We start from the raw sequence: 16,267 nt of genomic DNA, 5'->3' as shown, positions 1-16,267 counted from the left end.
GGGTGGCAACGCCGTCGCGGTGCTGGGTGATGCCAGCAGCACCGGCGCTGTGACCTCGTCGTCGCCCGCGCCTGCCACCCCCGGCGACGTCACCTCCGGCGAGGACTCCGTGGGCGGTGGTAACCAGGTCGGCCTTCCGGTCACCGCCCCCGTGACCATCGGCGGCACCGCGGTGTCGGTGGTCGGTGACGCCACGACCGAGGGCTCGACGACGGGACCCGGGGGCTCCACCCCGATGACTCCGACGGAACCGACGGTCCCGGGGGCTCCCACGGACCCGACCGTCCCGTCAGGGCCGACCAGTCCCACGGACCCATCCGACCCGGTCACTCCGTCCGACCCGACGCCGGGCCGTGACGACTCGGCCACGACGCCGAGCCGGGGCGGTGCAGCGACACGAGCTCCGCTCGCAACCGCCGCGAACTCGTCGATGGGCGAGCTGGCCCAGACGGGCACGGATGCGGCACTGCTGCTCGCCGCCGGCATGGCGCTCCTCGCGCTGGGCAGCCTGCTCCTCGCCGGGGCGGGCCGACGTCGGGCGGTCCTCGCCTGACGACGCGGGACTGGTGGGACGGCCACTGACCGTGGCCGACCTCGCCGGGGCCGGTGCCTCCCGCACCGGTCCCGGCTGTCCCCTGCCCGAAGCGACTCGGGCCTCAGCCCATGGTCTTCTGTCCGTCGAGGGCCTCGCGGATGATGTCGGCGTGGCCGGAGTGCTGGGCCGTCTCGGCGATGATGTGGAGGAAAGACCGGCGGGCGCTGCGTACGGCGCCGGGCTCGAACCACGGGGCCTTCGGGAGCGGTTGGGTGGCGTCGAGGTCGGGCAGCGTCTCGACGAGCGCGTCGGTGCGGGCGGCCACCTGTTCGTAGCCCGCGAGAAGCCCTGACAACGTCTCCGTCTCGGTCATCCGGTGCGAGTCCATGAAGGCCTTGACCTCCGGTGGCGGGTTGGTCCAGTCGACGCTGCCCCAGTCGATGTCGGGTGTCTCGCGAGGGCCCTCGACGATGAACCTCGCCCACTCGTCCTCGGTGGCCGCGACGTGCTTGATGAGGCCTCCGAGGGTCAGCTCGCTCACCGTCGTGCGTTCGCGGGCCTGGTCGTCGGTGATGTCCTGGACGGTGAACCTCAGGAACCGTCGGTGCTGTCGGAGGGACTCGAGGAGGTCGGAACGTTCAGTGTCCATGACCGGACGCTACCGGCGAGCGGCGACGTCGTCACGGGACGACGACACGGGTGAAGGGAGCTGGGGAGGAAGAGCAGGATCGCCCCGGCGACGCACCGGGGCTCGAGGTCGTCGTCGGCTGACCCGGAGTCAGTGCTGGGCCAGGTCGACGACGTCGCCGATGACGACGACCGCCGGTGACTCGACCCGCCGGAAGAGTGCGGTGTCGGCGATGTCGTCGAGCGTGCCGATCGTGACCCGCTGGTCGGGGAGGAAGCCCCGCTCGATGATCGCGACCGGGCAGGTGCCGGGGCGACCGTGGGCCATGAGGATGTCGGCGGTGGAGCGCAGCGTCGACACCCCCATGAGCAGGACGAGCGTGTGGTCGGTCCCCGGCGGCAGCGTCGGGATCTGCTCGTGCCCGGACACGACGGTGAACGCCTTGGCGACGCCGCGGTGGGTGAGCGGGATGCCGGCCGCGGCGGGCACCGCGACGGCACTCGTCACGCCCGGGACGACCTCGCACGGTATGCCGTGTGCCTCGCACGCGAGGCGCTCCTCGCCTCCGCGACCGAGGACGTATGGGTCCCCTCCCTTGAGCCGGACCACGCCGTGGCCGCGGGCGGCCTCCTCGACGAGGATCTCGTTGATCCGGTGCTGGGGGACGGGGTGGTGGCCGGGGGTCTTGCCCACGTCGATGACGCGCACCGACTCGGGCAGGCGCGCGACGACGCCGCGGGGCGCCAGCCGGTCGATGACGACGACGTCGGCGGACGCGAGGAGCTCGTGACCGCGGGTCGTGAGCAGCCCGTCGGCGCCGGGTCCGCCCCCGACGAGGGCCACCCAGCCGGTGTCGCGTGCACGGTGCGACCGGAGGTCGAGGCCGCCCGTCCGCAGGGCGAGGTCGATGCCGTCGCGCACGGTGTCGGCGAGGGTCGTGTCGGCACCCGCGTCGACGGCGACCGTGACAGTGCCGTCAAGGGTGTCGACACGGGTGAGAGCGGGGAGGCGTGCTGCTCCCGCGCCCGCGTCGTGGCCGTCGACGCACCAGATCCGCAGGGCGTCGGCCTCGCCGCGGACCGCGGCGTCGACCAGCGGGTCACCGGTGGCGGTGTGGACCAGCCAGGCGCCGTCGAGGTCGCCGGGTCCGTCGTGGTCGCGCCGGACCCAGGTCAGCCGTTCGGGGTGCTCGGCGAGGAGGTCCTGCACCTCTTCGCAGACCCAGGGGGAGACGACGCGGACGTCGGCGCCCTCGTGGAGGAACGAGCGGAGCGGGCCGGCCGTGACCGGGCCGCCGCCGAACGCGACGACGAGTCGGCCGGTGAGGTCGAGGACGACGGGCAGGCTGCCCGGTGCAGTCGTCAGATGTCCCATGCCTCGTCGCCTTCGGGAGTGGTCGGCGCATCGGCGGCCGTGGGGAGGGTGGCGCCGACCATGCCGGCGGCCACGGTGCGGCCGTCGTGCGCGTCGATGAGGAGGAACGAGCCGCCACGGCGTGACGTGGCGTAGTCCTCGACCGGGACCGGAGAGGCCAGGCGGAGGGACACGAGCCCGATGTCGTTGAGCGACAGCGCTTCTGACGGGACGGCGTGCAGGTCGTCGAGGTCGAGCGACCCGTTGATCGTGCGCACCGCGGTCTGCACCGTGCGCGACCCGTGCTTGAGGAGGTAGCGCTGACCCGGACGCAGCGGCGCGTCGCCGAGCCAGCACACGACGGCCTCGAGGTCCTGCGTGGGCACGGGGGCGTCGGCCGCTGCGGCGATGACGTCACCGCGCGAGATGTCGACCTCGTCGGCGAGGCGCAGGGTCACCGATTGCGGTGCGAACGCCTCGTCGAGGCTCCGCTCACCGAGGTCGATGCCGGTGACCGTCGATCGGGTCCCGGAGGGGAGCACGACGACCTCGTCGCCGAGGCGCACGACGCCCGAGGCGACCTGGCCGGCATACCCCCGGTAGTCGCGGTGAGCCTCGTCGCGCGCGGCGCCCTGCGGGCGGATGACGAGCTGGACCGGCATGCGGAAGGCCTCGTGCGCGGGGTCGTCCGACGGGGGGATCTCCTCGAGGAGCTCGAGGAGGGTGGGCCCGGCATACCAAGAGGTGCGCGTGGAGCGTTCGGCGACGTTGTCGCCGTCGAGGGCGCTCACCGGGATCGCGGTGGCCTCCTCGACGCCGAGCTCGCGTGCGACCTGCTGGACCTCGGCGTTGACCCGCTCGAAGACCTCCTGCGAGAAGTCGACGAGGTCGATCTTGTTGACCGCGACGACGACGTGGGGGACGCGCAGGAGTGCGGTGACGGCGAGGTGGCGGCGGGTCTGCTCGAGGACGCCCTTGCGCGCGTCGACGAGGAGCACGACGACGTCGGCGGTGCTCGAGCCGGTCACGGTGTTGCGGGTGTACTGCACGTGGCCCGGGCAGTCGGCCAGGACGAACGAGCGTCGGGCCGTGGCGAAGTAGCGGTAGGCCACGTCGATGGTGATGCCCTGCTCGCGCTCGGCGCGCAGGCCGTCGGTGAGGAGCGCGAGATCGGCTGCGGTGAGCCCGCGTTCACGCGAGACACGCTCGACGGCGGCGAGCTGGTCCGAGAGGACCGACTTCGTGTCGTGGAGCAGGCGCCCGACGAGCGTGGACTTGCCGTCGTCGACGGAGCCGGCGGTGGCGAGGCGGAGGAGGGTTCCCGTGGCTGGAACTGCGGTGGCAGGAACTGCGGTGGCGGACGGTGCCATCAGAAATAGCCTTCCTTCTTGCGGTCCTCCATGGCGGCCTCGGAGATCCGGTCGTCGGCGCGGGTGGCGCCGCGTTCGGTGAGGGTCGAGGCGGCCACCTCGAGCACGATCTCGGCGTTGCTGCGGGCGGGCGACTCGACCGCGCCGGTGCACGACATGTCGCCGACGGTCCGGTAGCGCACGAGGCGCGTCTCGACCGTCTCGTCGTCGCGCGGCTGGCTGCAGGGCCCGACGGCGAGCCACATGCCGTCGCGCTGGAAGACCTCGCGCTCGTGGGCGTAGTAGAGCGAGGCCAGGGGGATGTCCTCGCGCTCGATGTAGCTCCAGACGTCGAGCTCGGTCCAGTTGCTGATGGGGAAGGCGCGCACGTGCTCGCCCGGGCGGTGCCGCGGGTTGTAGAGGTTCCAGAGCTCGGGGCGCTGGTTCTTGGGGTCCCACTGGCCGAACTCGTCACGCAGCGACACGATCCGCTCCTTGGCGCGGGCCTTCTCCTCGTCGCGCCGGCCACCGCCGAAGACGCCGTCGAAGCGGTGCTCGTTGATCGCGTCGAGTAGCGGCTGGGTCTGCAAGGCGTTGCGCAGCCCGTCGGCGCGCTCCCGCAGGCGCCCGTCGTCGAGGTAGTCCTGGACGCTGGCGACCTCGAGCCGGAGACCGAGGCGCTCGACGGTGGCGTCGCGGTACTCGAGGACCTCGGGGAAGTTGTGGCCCGTGTCGACGTGGAGCACGGGGAAGGGGATCGGCGCCGGCCAGAAGGCCTTGGTCGCGAGGTGGAGCATGACGACCGAGTCCTTGCCGCCGCTGAACAGCAGGACGGGACGCTCGAGCTCGCCGACGACCTCACGGATGATGAGGATGGCCTCGGCCTCGAGCGCGTCGAGCTGGCTCAGGGTGTGCGCGTCGTCGGAGACGGCGGGCGTCGCCAGGCGGTCGGTGAGGGAGGCGCTCATGTGTGGATCCCGCATTCGGTCTTGGACAGGCCCGACCAGCGGCCGGCGCGAGGGTCCTCGCCGGGGGCGACCCGACGGGTGCACGGCTCGCAGCCGATCGACGGGTAGCCGTCGGAGAGAAGGAGGTTGACGGGGACGCCGTGCTCGATGGCGTAGTCGGTGACGTCGTCCAGCGACCAGGTGACGAGGGGGTTGACCTTGACGAGGCCATGCTTCTCGTCGAACGTCACCAGGGGCGTGTGGGTGCGGGTCGGCGCCTCGTCGCGACGCACGCCGGTGACCCACGCCTCGTAGCCGCCGAGGGTGCGGGCGAGGGGCTCCATCTTGCGCATCGCGCAGCACAGCGCCGGGTCGCGGTCGTGGAGGCGCGGGCCGTACTTCGCGTCCTGCTCGGCGACGGTGAGCTCGGGCAGGACATCGACGACGGTGACGTCGAGCTCGTCGGCGACGCGGGCGCGAGTGCCGAGGGTGTCGGCGAAGTGGTAGCCGGTCTCGAGGAAGAGGACGTCGACGCCCGGCGCGTGCTGCGAGACGAGGTGCGGGAGAACGCCTTCGGCCATGCTGCACGCGACGGCCAAGGTGCCGGGGAAGGTCTCGGCGGCCCACTTCGCCACGGCGACGGCGTCAGTGTCGTCCAGCGCCGCGCCCTCGAGTGCGAGCGCCCGGAGCTCCTCCTCGCTGCGCCTGGTGCCGGCTCGGGTCAGGGTGCTCATGTCAGCTCCTCGTCGTCGACGCGATGGGCCCAGGTGGCGAAGGACTCGCTGTCGACCCGCTGCTCGAGGAAGCGGCGGGTGATGCGCTCGACGTAGTCGGCAAGGTCGGTCGCGAGCACCCGGAGGCCACGGACCGTGCGCCCCAGACCGGCCTCGTCACGCTCGGTGGAGGCGAGGCCACCACCGAGGTGGACCTGGAAGCCGGGCACGTTCGCGCCGGCGTCGTCGGTGGTGATGAGGCCCTTGAGGCCGATGTCGGCGGTCTGGATGCGGGCGCACGAGTTCGGGCACCCGTTGACGTGCAGCGAGATCGGGGTGTCGAGCTCGATGCCCGCGAGACGCTCCTCGAGCTCGGCGATGACGGCCGTCGCGGTGTCCTTGGTGTCGACGATCGCGAGCTTGCAGTACTCGATGCCGGTGCAGGCCATCGTCGACCGGCGGAACGGGCTGGGCGTCGCGGTGAGCCCGAGCTCCTCGATGCCGGCGACGAGCTCGTCGACGCCGTCCTGCGGGACGCCGAGGATGACGAGCTTCTGGTGCGCGGTGAGCCGCACGCCGTCACCGCCGACGCGTTCGACGAGGTCGCCGAGACGGGTGAGGATGGTGCCGCTGATCCGGCCGACGACCGGGGCCGCACCGACGTAGAAGCGTCCGTCCTTCTGGGGGTGCACGCCGACGTGGTCACCCGGACCCCTGGCCGGCGCGGGTGCCGGGCCGTCGGGCAGGGCGCGACCGAGGTACTCGGTCTCCAGGACGTGGCGGAACTTCTCGGGGCCCCACTCGGCGAGGAGGAACTTGAGGCGGGCCTTGGTGCGCATCCGGCGGTAGCCGTAGTCGCGGAAGATCGAGATGACGCCGTGCCACACGTCGGGCGCGTCGGCCTCGGAGACGAAGACGCCGAGACGCTCGGCGAGGCGCGGGGCGGTCGAGAGCGCGCCACCGACCCAGAGGTCGAAGCCAGGGCCGAGCTCGGGGTGGACGACACCGACGAGCGAGATGTCGTTGATCTCGTGGACGACGTCGAGGCTCGGGTGCCCGGTGATCGCGGTCTTGAACTTGCGGGGCAGGTTGGACAGCTCGGTGTCGCCCAGCCAGCGCGACGTGATCTCGCGGATGACCGGGGTCGGGTCGATGATCTCGTCGGCGGCGACGCCGGCGACCGGGCTGCCGAGGAACCCGCGGGGGGTGTCGCCACAGGCCTCGGTCGTCTGGAGCCCGACGGCCTCGAGCCGGCGCCACACCTCGGGCACGCTCTCGATCGCGATCCAGTGGTACTGGACGTTCTGCCGGTCGCTGATGTCGGCGCTCTCACGCGCGAAGTCCGTGGAGATGCCGCCGAGGGCGCGCAGCTGTGCGGGGGAGAGGACCTGTCCGTCGGTACGCACCCGGAGCATGAAGAACTTGTCCTCGAGCTCGTGCGGCTCGAGCTGGGCGGTACGCCCGCCGTCGATGCCCGGCTTGCGCTGCGTGTAGAGGCCCCACCAGCGGAACCGGCCGTGCAGGTCGTCGCCGGGGATGGAGTCGAACCCCTCGACGGCGTAGGTCTGCTCGATCCGCTCACGGACGTTGAGACCGTTGTCCTCAGCCTTGAACGCCTCGTTGGGGTTGAGCGGCTCCTGGCCGTCGACGGCCCACTGGCCGTGCGACCGGCCGGTGCGTGGCGGCCGCAGTGCGCGACTGCCGGAGGCGACGCTCGTCATGGTTCCTCGATCCTCATTGGGTGCCAATGCTGATGGGAAGCATAAGAGCGGGTTATGGCTTGCGGTGAGGGTGGTCCACGATGTGACCCGCCCCGGACAGGTCCCCGCAGGGGATATCATCGAACACATGTTCGACCCATCGGCGCCGCCACCGTTGCGCCGTGCGGCGAGCCCGGGAGCACCCGGCGGGACGCGCCGACCCGGTCCGCCCGGGTGGCCCGACCGGGTGCCGCCTCCCGAGGCGCCCGGCTGGCAGGTGCCTGCGGTCGGGTGGCTGCTCGACCACTGTCCTTCGGACTACCGCATGTATGCCGTGTGGCGCCGTCACCCGATCGCCCTCGCCTGGGTGACCACGCACCACCTGGACGCGCAGCTGGGAGGGATGCGGACGGCATACCGGGGTCTTCGGGTGGACCTCGCCGAGCATGTCGACCCCGAGGGGATCGCGGCCTCGCTGGCGGCGCTCGAGGCCGAGGGGGCGCGGCTGCTCGCGGCGCGCCGGGCCGCCGGGCTGCTGCTCGAGGCGATGCAGGGGCACACCTTCGTCCCACGGCTCTGAGTCGATCTTGACCGAGGTATACGTTGAGTAAGAAGTTGTCCAAGTCCCTTCCGTGACGACGGAGCGAGCGGTTGTGATGAGGAGGTTGTGCCGCATCGCGCGGCGCTCTCGACACGACAAGGACCTCCTCATGCGTCGATCGCTCACCGCCCTCGCCTGCCTCGCCGCAGGCTCCGCAGCCCTGGCCACCGCAGTCCCCGCGGCCACCGCCCGCCCGGCCGACCCCGTGGGTCCGCTCCGCCAGCTCGACGTCTCCGCCGTCGGGGCCCGCGCCGAGCAGGCCCTGCGCGCGGCACCGGGTCTCGTCCGGCTCTCGTCCGGCGAGGACCTCGTCGCCACGAAGGCCGTCGGTGAGCGTTCGGGTGCGAGCCACGTCCGGATGGACCGCACCTACCGCGGCCTGCCCGTCCTCGGCGGTGACCTCGTCGCCCACCTCGGCGCCGACGGCGCCGTCGACTCGGTGAGCCAGACGCTGAAGGCTCCGGTGAGCATCTCGACGACACCCGGCATCAGCGCCGCGAAGGCCCGCACCGCGACCCGCGCCACGCCGCCCGCCGGCGTCTCCCTCGACAAGGCGGCGCCCACGCTGGCGGTCGACGCGACCGACGGCACGCCGCGCCTCGTCTGGGACGTGCGCAGCAGCGGGGTCCGCGCGAGCGGCACGCCGAGCCGGCTCCACACCTGGGTCGACGCCACGACCGGCCGGGTCGTCGGTGAGGCCGACGAGATCCACGAGGCCGACGGCAGCGGTGCCTCCCTCTACAGCGGCACGGTGACCATCCAGACGACCCAGTCGGGCTCGACCTTCCAGCTCAAGGACACGACGCGCGGCAGCTCGCAGGTCACCGACATGGCCAACAAGACCGACAGCGCCTTCTGCACCGTCGCCGGCATCGGCTGCTCCGCCGGCACGCTCTTCACCGACGCCGACAACGTCTGGGGCAACGGCACCAACGCCAACCGCCAGAGCGCGGCCGTCGACGCGGCATACGGGCAGGCTCGCACGTGGGACTACTTCAAGAACGCCCACGGCCGCAACGGCATCTGGAACACCGGGAAGGGCTCGCCGAGCCGCGTGCACTACGGCTCGAACTACGTCAACGCCTTCTGGGACGGCAAGCAGATGACCTACGGCGACGGTGACGGCACCTCGTTCGGTCCGCTCGTCTCGCTCGACGTCGCCGGCCACGAGATGAGCCACGGCGTCACCGAGAACTCCGCGAACCTCACCTACTCCAAGGAGTCGGGCGGTCTCAACGAGTCCACGAGCGACATTTTCGGCTCGATGGTCGAGTTCAGCGCCAACAACGCGAGCGACCCGGGCGACTACCTCATCGGTGAGGAGTTCGACCTCGCCAAGGGCCTCGGGTTCCGTCGCATGGACAACCCGAGCTCGGACGGCAAGTCGGTCAACTGCTGGAGCTCGTCGGTCGCGAACCTCGACGTGCACTACTCCTCGGGCGTCGGCAACCACTTCTTCTACCTGCTCGCCGAGGGCTCGGGCGCCAAGACGATCGGCGGGGTCGCGCACAGCTCGACGACCTGCAACGGTTCGACCGTCACCGGCATCGGCCGGGACGCGGCGGCGAAGATCTGGTACCGCGCGCTCACCGTCTACATGACCTCCTCGACGAACTACTCCGGCGCGCGTGCGGCGACCATCAAGGCGGCGGGCGACCTCTACGGCGCCTCGTCGACCCAGGCCGCGACGGTCGCCGCCGCATGGGACGCCGTGTCGGTGAAGTAGGCCCCTGCCGGCCCTGAGGCAGGCGGCGCACGGACCCCACATCTCGACGCGAGGTGTGGGGTTCGTGTGCGTCTGGTGAGAGTGTGTGGGGAGGAGCCGACCGTGCCCGGCGCGCCGCGCGCGAGCACCTAGACTCTTGCGGATGGACATCGGCACCGAGAGGGAGAGCGCGTGAGCGTGTTGGAGCGCATCCAGGGACCTGACGACCTCAAGGCCCTGACCCGACCCGAGCTGGACACCCTGGCCCGGGAGATCAGGACCTTCCTCGTCGACGAGGTCTCCCGCACCGGCGGTCACCTCGGCCCCAACCTCGGTGTCGTCGAGCTGACGATCGCGATCCACCGGGTGTTCTCCAGCCCGCGCGACGCCGTCGTCTTCGACACCGGCCACCAGTCCTACGTCCACAAGCTCCTCACCGGGCGCCACGACTTCTCCGGGCTGCGCAAGCAGGGCGGCCTGTCGGGCTACCCGAGCCGCGCCGAGTCCGAGCACGACGTCGTCGAGAGCTCGCACGCGTCGAGCTCGCTGTCGTGGGCCCACGGCATCGCCGCCGGACGCGTCGTCGCGGGGGAGCGCGACCGCCACACCATCGCCGTCATCGGTGACGGTGCGCTCACCGGGGGCATGGCCTGGGAGGCCATCAACAACATCGCCGCCGAGCGCGACCTGCCCCTCGTCATCGTCGTCAACGACAACGAGCGCTCCTACGCCCCGACCCGTGGCGGCCTCGCCGACCACCTCGCGACGCTGCGCACGACCCGCGGCTACGAGCGGTTCCTCGACTGGGGCAAGTCGACGCTGCACCGCACGCCCGTCGTCGGGGGAGCGATGTACGAGACGCTCCACGGCGTCAAGAAGGGGATCAAGGACATCGTCGCGCCGCAGGGTCTCTTCGAGGACCTCGGCCTCAAGTACATCGGTCCGGTCGACGGCCACGACGAGGCCGCGCTCGAGCAGGCGCTCCGCCGGGCCCGGTCCTTCGACGGGCCGGTCCTCGTCCACGTCATCACCCAGAAGGGCAAGGGCTACGACCCGGCCGTCAACGACGAGAGCGACCAGTTCCACGCCGTCGGCGTCATCAACCCCGAGACCGGCCTGCCGCTCGAGATCTCGGGCCGCAGCTGGACCGACGAGTTCAGCGATGCCCTCGTCCAGCTGGGGGAGGAGCGCGAGGACGTCGTCGCCATCACGGCCGCGATGATGATCCCCGTCGGGCTCGACGCCTTCGCGAAGCGCTTCCCCAAGCGCACGTTCGACGTCGGCATCGCCGAGCAGCACGCGACGACGATGGCCGCAGGACTCGCGTATGCCGGCCTGCACCCTGTCGTGGCGATCTATGCCACGTTCCTCAACCGGGCCTTCGACCAGCTCTTGATGGACTGCGCGCTGCACAAGGCCGGGGTGACGTTCGTGCTCGACCGCTCCGGTGTCACCGGCCCCGATGGCGCATCGCACCACGGCATGTGGGACATGTCGCTCGTGGGCGTCGTGCCGGGTCTGCACCTGGCGGCACCGCGTGACGGGCAGCAGATCCCTCTGGCCCTGCGTGCTGCCGTCGACATCTCCGATGCCCCGTCCGTGATCCGCTTCCCGAAGGGGTCGGCGGGTGACGCGATCGCCGCGGTCCGGTCGGTGGGTGGCGTCGACGTGCTGGCCGAGCCGGACGACGGTTCCGTCGACCTGCTGCTCGTCGGAGTCGGGTCGATGGCGGCGACGGCGCTGACCGTGGCCGACAAGCTCGGTGCCGAAGGGTTCCGCGTTCGGGTCGTCGACCCGGTGTGGGCGCTGCCCGTGAACCCGGTGCTCGGCGAGCTGGCCGACGCGGCCGGTCGGGTCGCCGTCGTCGAGGACAACTCGGTGTCCGGTGGAGTCGGGTCGCACGTCGTGCAGTCATTGCGCGACACCGGTTCCGACGTCCCCGTCGACCTGTTCGGTCTGCCGCGCGAGTTCCTCGACCACGGTTCGCGCGGGCAGGTGCTCGACCGTGTCGGGCTCACGCCCGAGGCCATTGCAGAGAAGCTCCACGACACGCTGCGCTGACGCTGGCCGGCGGCTCTCGTCGCGGGTCCGGTGGATCCGGACGTGCGTCGCCGAGCGAGGCGGTCCCGTGGCGCCTAGGCTCGCAGCCACGACATCGAGGGGGACGTCATGCCAGGACCAGAGAAGCGACTGCCGGGGCAGTCGAACGCCGACTACGAGCGACCGCGCCGCGATCCCAACGCCGAATTCCTCGGCACTCATGCGGTGTCGGGGGGCGGCGACCCGAGCCAGGTGATGCGCGTCGCCCAGCTCATCCTCGACTGGTTCGGACGTCGCAAGCGCTGAAGCGGATGATCCGCATTCGGCATGTCGCCCGACGGACAGCCGTAGCCTTGGAGTGACGACGCCACACGGCGTCAGGACCGGAGGTCGCCATGGCTGCTCCCTCACCTGCTGCACCGCCCCGCTTGGGGATGATGTGCGGGCTGGACCTCGACGAGCACCCGACCCATCCGGTCCGCGACCATCTGCAGGCGGCAGTGGTGCTGGTGCTCTTCGTCGCGGTCACGCTCCTCCTGCGTCCCTGAGCTGAACCTTGCCCGGACTCGGCGCGACTCTCGCGTCGGCTCCGGCAGTCGAATGCTGGGACTCGACCAATCGGGTGCACGCCTCGGTAGCCTCGGCCCATGGGCGAGACGTGGAGCATGCTCGACGACGAGCGCACCCTCGACGGAACCGAAGCCGCGGCTCTCGTCTCCGCACACGTCGACGGTGGCCGGCTGACGACGTACTTCCAGAGTGACCGCGGGCGGCTCCTGACCGTCGTGTCCAACGGCGTCCGCGCGATGGTCGTGCTGATGGATGGTGCGGGAGATGCCGGCGAGCACGCCGTGTCGCCGGGTGCGGCCGGCTCCAGCGACGGGTACGTCCTCGAGAACGGACAGGTGGACACCTACGAGGACTCGGACACCATCCCTCTTGCCGATGCCGTCGCAGCAGTGCGCTCGATCATCGACGACGGAGGGCCGCCCTCAGGCGCGTCGTGGAGCGTCGACCGATGATCGTCGGGACGTGGCCTGACCCGACTCCGGTCCAGGTCCCGGCGCGCGGGTGCACCAAGGCCTAACGTGGCCTCGTGAGACGCACCCGGATCCATCTGGCCGTGGCCGGAGCGCTCCTTCTCGTGGGCCTGCTGGTGCCTCTGCCGGCGGGTGCGCAGTGGCCCGCCCACCTGCTTGTGGGCTGGGTCGTGGGCGCCCTCGCCTTCTGCGTCCCCGTGCTCCGCATGGCCTTCCGCCTCGACGCGTCGGCGACGGCCGGGGCGCTCGAGGGCGCCGAGGGTGGGCGCACCGAGACCGATGTCATCGTGGTCATCGCCGCCCTCGCGAGCCTGGGGGCTGTGGGGCTCATGCTGCTCGGTGACGGCAGCGGGGGCCCTGCCTCGAGTCGCGGGTTCGAAGGGCTCCTCAGCGTCCTCGCCGTGGCTGCGGGCTGGTTGGCCCTGCACACGACCTACGTCCTGCGCTACGCCCGCCACTACCTGGTCAACGAGCCCGGCTGTATCGACTTCAACTCCGACGACCCGCCGCGCCTCTCCGACTTCGCATACCTGTCGTTCACCCTCGGGATGACCTACCAGGTCTCGGACACCGCGCTCAAGACCCCCGAGGTGCGACGCCTCGTGCTGCGGCACACCCTGCTCTCCTACCTGTTCGGCACCGTGATCGTCGCCGCCACCATCAACCTCGTGGTCGGACTCGCCAGCGCGAACTGACTGCCTGCCGCTAACCGGCCGTCACGAGTGGCCCGATGTCGGCTCACTCATTCCCGTTCCCCGTCCTCGATGAGGTGGGCGAACTCGTCCAGCACGCTCTCGACGTCGTATGCCGTGTAGCTGGGCCGTCGGTCCCTCTGGATACGCCCGAGGTCGTCCGGCACCTGCCAGGGAACCGCGGATGGGTCGCAGCGCGCCTCGGCCGCGCGGTAGGACTCCATCATCGGAACCGGGTTGGCTGGATGGAACCAGCCGACCTGGTTCGGCCGACACCAGGTCCCGTCGTCGGCGCGGAACCGGTGCCGACCGCTGATGACGGTGCGCAGCCGGTCACCAACGTTGCGCGGGTCGGACGCGTACAACCCGGCCTTCCAGCGCTGGAGCACCAGGTCGGCAAGATCGAACTCCTCTGAGTCGAGCTGCGCGCGGCCTGCGGACGTCGGCAGGAACGTCTCGGGTTGGCAGGTCCAGAAGATCAGCTGAGCCGTGGCGCGGGTGCAGGCAGTCTGCGATGCGACCCATTTCAGCAGCCAGGTGCCATCAGCCCAGTTCCAGTCCCGGACCACGCAGTACAGGAAGTCGGCGTCCTTCGTCGTCAAGAGGTCGAACAGGTCTTGTCGACTCGGTCGCTCGGCGGAACTGGACAATGGATGGATCCTCTCTCGGGGCTGGAGTATGCCGCCCCACGAAGCTCTCGCGGGAGAAATCGCGAGGCCAACTTCAGAAGCTCCGGGGCAGAGCCGGAGGACTGTCGGGCCCTTATCCGACGGGGACCGGAGAGGGCATCGCCTGCCGTTGCTGCCGCGTCCAGTGCCTGACGGCCGGAACGAGCATCACGCCCGACTGGACCAGGTAAGACACAAACAGCAAGGCGACTCGAGCCACGTCCACCGCACCGCCTGACCGCCATGGTGCTCCGAGAAGCACCCCGGTTCCGATGACGGAGACAACAAGGAAGATGCGGCGCGCCACGTCACCGCCCCGATACACGCGATAAAGCAGAAACAGCGAGATACCGCCCCAGAAGGCATGCTGAAATCCTTGCTCAGCGGAGTAGACCGTGAGTGCCTCCTGAACCATCACGGCGACGACGGCCAGCAACAGCCAGGTCCGTATGGAGGTGCTCGTACTCATGCCGGTGAGAGTAGCGATCACCCGCCCGCTCAGGTATCGCATGAGGAGGCGGCGGTGCCCAGGAATCGTGGAAGGTCGGCGATCGTGAGGTCGTGGGAGGCGAGCAAGTCATTGACCTCGATGGTTGGGGCGACCCATTGAGACGCGCCCTCAGAGGTGCATCCTGACTCTCGGAAGGCCACCCGCAAGTCGAGCAGTTCCTCCGCACCTGGCTCTAGCGACGAAGAGATCTCGGAGACGGCGTCGACTTCGTCGTTTCCAAGAACTGCCACATCCCCGATGTGCGTCACCTGGAAGCTCGAACCGGCACCGGGCCCGCTGACCGGGACCGTGACCTGGTGGAGCGTCACCTCTCGATGACCGTGGTTCATCACCTTGATCGTGAGGGTGCACACGAATTTGTCGGTCATCGGAATGGCCGCCTCCTCCAGGTTGCTCTCCGGATCAGTGACCGTGGTCACCTCGGTGCCCTCGCAGTGCGGGATGCCGGTGGATGCGCTCACCCGCAGAGTGGCCTGATGTCCGACCCACCAGATGGCGGCCGGCGTCAGTGTGAGTAGCGCTACGCCGCAGACGGCAAGTCTGCGGAGAGTGCGGGGAGGCGACGGATCGATCACAGCGGCATCCTGCCTTGACGCCCTGAGATGGATGCCAGTCCTGAAGCCATGGCCATACCTCCCCTTGCCCCGGCACGACCACATGGCCTCGCCGACTCACATGACTGAACAGAAGTATGTCGACGGTTCGGCGCCTTGACCGCATATTTCCTCAATGCGTGCCGATGACAGTTACGCCGCGCGGCAGGAGCTCGCATTGATGGGTCATTCTTCTCCAATGACGCTTGAGAGGCTCGTGACTCTCGGGGGGGTGCTGACTGAGGAGGTCGAAGCGCCCGACTACGCCGGTGAGGTGATCGGGCCGACGTTGCTCACCATCAGCGATCGCATTCAGCCGGAGATGCCTCGGCCCGATCCGTGGCGAGGCGACTGGTTCTAAACGCGCTCCCATCCGGCGAATCGGTCAATCAATGGACGGCCCGCCCGCATGTGCAACAAACCTTTGACCGTCAACGACTGAGGGGAGTACGTTGACCCGATCAGGCAGCCTCTTGACGTTTTGAGGTCGGGGGACAGCAACGCAGAGACTTCCGTCAGGAGAAATCAATGCACTTCTTCCGCGCGCGCAGAGTTGGCCTCATGACCTCATCCTTGGTGGCATTCGGGGTCGTGGTCACTGCAACTCCGGCCTTTGCCGCGAGCAGCTTCACCGGCTCCTATTTTGCACCGTCAGGCAAATGGGGTGGTGGGGGTGCGTTCAACACCAACAGCAACTACTGGAACATCACAGATGCCAAGGATGGCTATCACGTGGTGGCAAAGCTTCAATGGTCCCAGGCAGGTTCGGGCTTCTACACCTACTCGACCAAGACCATCAGCGACGGTGGCTCTGGGTCTTGGTACTCTCCGGAGCCTGAGGGTCGGGCTACAGGTCGGATCGAAGTGTGTTTCTACAACAGCAGTTGGAACCGCGTGGGCAGCTGCGACTACGGAATTTCAACCCGCATTTGATTCGCGGACTGCGCTGCACAGCGTTGTGACGGGCTCGTCGCGAACAGGCGGCAGGTCTTTGTTCGACCACGTCCTCGAACGTTGACACGGCAAGCCGCCGCTGCAATTGAGCACCAACAACCCAACCGCGCCACTGAGCGGCCGTCGGGCACCTCACCGTGAGCCTCGACGCAGGCAGGGAGGCGAGACACACACCTCTGGTTGGGATGTGGGGCCGGGACCCATGAGCGCAGGGGAGTGGGCGGCATACGGTGCTCGC

At 69.9% G+C, this 16,267-nt stretch carries 19 protein-coding genes; 10 read left to right on the top strand and 9 right to left on the bottom strand.

The window, feature by feature from the left end; all coding sequences use genetic code 11:
• Positions 1 to 553, top strand: a 553-nt coding sequence (locus KLO01_RS13800) for an LPXTG cell wall anchor domain-containing protein (protein ID WP_222611982.1), incomplete at its 5' end; no start/stop codon positions are given.
• Positions 554 to 656: 103 nt separating this feature from the next.
• On the opposite strand, the gene KLO01_RS13795 is transcribed toward KLO01_RS13800, so the two are convergent.
• From KLO01_RS13795 to KLO01_RS13770, 6 genes are all read right to left on the bottom strand, one after another.
• A complete protein-coding gene (locus KLO01_RS13795; protein ID WP_147066052.1) occupies positions 657 to 1,184 on the bottom strand; it encodes a DinB family protein in 528 nt (175 codons plus the stop codon).
• 129 nt (positions 1,185 to 1,313) lie between these two features.
• Positions 1,314 to 2,537 carry a uroporphyrinogen-III C-methyltransferase gene (gene cobA, locus KLO01_RS13790; protein WP_147066050.1) on the bottom strand — a complete coding sequence of 408 codons (1,224 nt, stop codon included), beginning with the start codon at positions 2,535 to 2,537 and terminating at the stop codon, positions 1,314 to 1,316.
• Complete coding sequence (locus KLO01_RS13785; RefSeq protein WP_147066049.1) at positions 2,525 to 3,886, bottom strand: sulfate adenylyltransferase subunit 1; 1,362 nt, start codon at positions 3,884 to 3,886, stop codon at positions 2,525 to 2,527. The genes cobA and KLO01_RS13785 overlap by 13 nt, the downstream gene beginning before the upstream one ends.
• On the bottom strand, positions 3,886 to 4,833 hold the full coding sequence (gene cysD, locus KLO01_RS13780; protein ID WP_147066047.1) for a sulfate adenylyltransferase subunit CysD: 948 nt from the start codon (positions 4,831 to 4,833) through the stop codon (positions 3,886 to 3,888). Before cysD ends, KLO01_RS13785 begins: the two co-directional genes overlap by 1 nt.
• Positions 4,830 to 5,546: a phosphoadenylyl-sulfate reductase gene (locus KLO01_RS13775; RefSeq protein WP_147066045.1), complete on the bottom strand. Its 717-nt coding sequence runs from the start codon at positions 5,544 to 5,546 to the stop codon at positions 4,830 to 4,832. Before KLO01_RS13775 ends, cysD begins: the two co-directional genes overlap by 4 nt.
• Positions 5,543 to 7,246, bottom strand: a complete 1,704-nt coding sequence (locus KLO01_RS13770) for a nitrite/sulfite reductase (RefSeq protein ID WP_147066044.1) — start codon at positions 7,244 to 7,246, stop codon at positions 5,543 to 5,545. The genes KLO01_RS13775 and KLO01_RS13770 overlap by 4 nt, the downstream gene beginning before the upstream one ends.
• Positions 7,247 to 7,373: 127 nt before the next feature.
• On the opposite strand from KLO01_RS13770, the gene KLO01_RS13765 reads away from it, so the two are divergent.
• From KLO01_RS13765 to KLO01_RS13745, 7 genes are all read left to right on the top strand, one after another.
• A complete protein-coding gene (locus KLO01_RS13765; RefSeq protein WP_246136217.1) occupies positions 7,374 to 7,805 on the top strand; it encodes a hypothetical protein in 432 nt (143 codons plus the stop codon).
• Between the two features lie 130 nt (positions 7,806 to 7,935).
• Positions 7,936 to 9,552, top strand: coding sequence for a M4 family metallopeptidase (locus KLO01_RS13760; RefSeq protein WP_246136216.1), 1,617 nt, complete (start codon positions 7,936 to 7,938; stop codon positions 9,550 to 9,552).
• A gap of 171 nt (positions 9,553 to 9,723) precedes the next feature.
• Positions 9,724 to 11,592, top strand: a complete 1,869-nt coding sequence (dxs, locus tag KLO01_RS13755; RefSeq protein WP_147066040.1) for a 1-deoxy-D-xylulose-5-phosphate synthase — start codon at positions 9,724 to 9,726, stop codon at positions 11,590 to 11,592.
• A gap of 108 nt (positions 11,593 to 11,700) precedes the next feature.
• Positions 11,701 to 11,877: a hypothetical protein gene (locus KLO01_RS17220; RefSeq protein ID WP_186828056.1), complete on the top strand. Its 177-nt coding sequence runs from the start codon at positions 11,701 to 11,703 to the stop codon at positions 11,875 to 11,877.
• An 89-nt stretch (positions 11,878 to 11,966) separates the two neighbouring features.
• Entirely contained in the window at positions 11,967 to 12,119 is a 153-nt protein-coding gene (locus KLO01_RS17215; RefSeq protein WP_186828055.1) for a hypothetical protein, read from the top strand.
• A gap of 99 nt (positions 12,120 to 12,218) precedes the next feature.
• On the top strand, positions 12,219 to 12,593 hold the full coding sequence (locus tag KLO01_RS13750) for a hypothetical protein (protein ID WP_147066038.1): 375 nt from the start codon (positions 12,219 to 12,221) through the stop codon (positions 12,591 to 12,593).
• Positions 12,594 to 12,667: 74 nt separating this feature from the next.
• Complete coding sequence (locus KLO01_RS13745; RefSeq protein WP_147066036.1) at positions 12,668 to 13,306, top strand: DUF1345 domain-containing protein; 639 nt, start codon at positions 12,668 to 12,670, stop codon at positions 13,304 to 13,306.
• 47 nt (positions 13,307 to 13,353) lie between these two features.
• Here KLO01_RS13745 and KLO01_RS13740 read toward each other — a convergent pair whose 3' ends face one another.
• The 3 genes from KLO01_RS13740 to KLO01_RS13730 form a co-directional block, all read right to left on the bottom strand.
• Entirely contained in the window at positions 13,354 to 13,953 is a 600-nt protein-coding gene (locus tag KLO01_RS13740) for a DUF4274 domain-containing protein (protein ID WP_186828054.1), read from the bottom strand.
• A 112-nt stretch (positions 13,954 to 14,065) separates the two neighbouring features.
• Positions 14,066 to 14,440, bottom strand: coding sequence for a hypothetical protein (locus tag KLO01_RS13735; protein ID WP_147066032.1), 375 nt, complete (start codon positions 14,438 to 14,440; stop codon positions 14,066 to 14,068).
• 29 nt (positions 14,441 to 14,469) lie between these two features.
• Positions 14,470 to 15,057, bottom strand: coding sequence for a hypothetical protein (locus tag KLO01_RS13730; protein ID WP_186828053.1), 588 nt, complete (start codon positions 15,055 to 15,057; stop codon positions 14,470 to 14,472).
• A 154-nt stretch (positions 15,058 to 15,211) separates the two neighbouring features.
• Between KLO01_RS13730 and KLO01_RS13725 the strand changes: the two genes are divergently transcribed.
• Together KLO01_RS13725 and KLO01_RS13720 are read left to right on the top strand one after the other, a co-directional pair.
• Entirely contained in the window at positions 15,212 to 15,436 is a 225-nt protein-coding gene (locus tag KLO01_RS13725; protein WP_147066029.1) for a hypothetical protein, read from the top strand.
• Positions 15,437 to 15,636: 200 nt separating this feature from the next.
• Positions 15,637 to 16,008 (top strand): hypothetical protein, encoded by a 372-nt coding sequence (locus KLO01_RS13720; RefSeq protein ID WP_186828052.1) that lies wholly within the window; start codon positions 15,637 to 15,639, stop codon positions 16,006 to 16,008.
• The last annotated feature ends 259 nt before the right edge of the window (positions 16,009 to 16,267 follow it).

Origin of the sequence: Knoellia locipacati (assembly GCF_007992835.1) — a bacterium.
GTDB lineage: Bacteria > Actinomycetota > Actinomycetes > Actinomycetales > Dermatophilaceae > Knoellia > Knoellia locipacati.
Note: the sequence above shows the minus strand (reverse complement) of the source record. Positions and strands in the feature narration are given on the sequence as shown.

Coding starts and splice junctions, on each gene's coding strand:
- cysD (WP_147066047.1), bottom strand. CDS start 4,833: ATGAGCGCCTCCCTCACCGACCGCCTGGCGACGCCCGCCGTCTCCGAC.
- KLO01_RS13770 (WP_147066044.1), bottom strand. CDS start 7,246: ATGACGAGCGTCGCCTCCGGCAGTCGCGCACTGCGGCCGCCACGCACC.
- KLO01_RS13785 (WP_147066049.1), bottom strand. CDS start 3,886: ATGGCACCGTCCGCCACCGCAGTTCCTGCCACCGCAGTTCCAGCCACG.
- KLO01_RS13725 (WP_147066029.1), top strand. CDS start 15,212: ATGCGTGCCGATGACAGTTACGCCGCGCGGCAGGAGCTCGCATTGATG.
- KLO01_RS13795 (WP_147066052.1), bottom strand. CDS start 1,184: ATGGACACTGAACGTTCCGACCTCCTCGAGTCCCTCCGACAGCACCGA.
- KLO01_RS13775 (WP_147066045.1), bottom strand. CDS start 5,546: ATGAGCACCCTGACCCGAGCCGGCACCAGGCGCAGCGAGGAGGAGCTC.
- KLO01_RS13765 (WP_246136217.1), top strand. CDS start 7,374: ATGTTCGACCCATCGGCGCCGCCACCGTTGCGCCGTGCGGCGAGCCCG.
- KLO01_RS13750 (WP_147066038.1), top strand. CDS start 12,219: ATGGGCGAGACGTGGAGCATGCTCGACGACGAGCGCACCCTCGACGGA.
- KLO01_RS17215 (WP_186828055.1), top strand. CDS start 11,967: ATGGCTGCTCCCTCACCTGCTGCACCGCCCCGCTTGGGGATGATGTGC.
- KLO01_RS17220 (WP_186828056.1), top strand. CDS start 11,701: ATGCCAGGACCAGAGAAGCGACTGCCGGGGCAGTCGAACGCCGACTAC.
- KLO01_RS13760 (WP_246136216.1), top strand. CDS start 7,936: ATGCGTCGATCGCTCACCGCCCTCGCCTGCCTCGCCGCAGGCTCCGCA.
- cobA (WP_147066050.1), bottom strand. CDS start 2,537: ATGGGACATCTGACGACTGCACCGGGCAGCCTGCCCGTCGTCCTCGAC.
- KLO01_RS13735 (WP_147066032.1), bottom strand. CDS start 14,440: ATGAGTACGAGCACCTCCATACGGACCTGGCTGTTGCTGGCCGTCGTC.
- KLO01_RS13720 (WP_186828052.1), top strand. CDS start 15,637: ATGACCTCATCCTTGGTGGCATTCGGGGTCGTGGTCACTGCAACTCCG.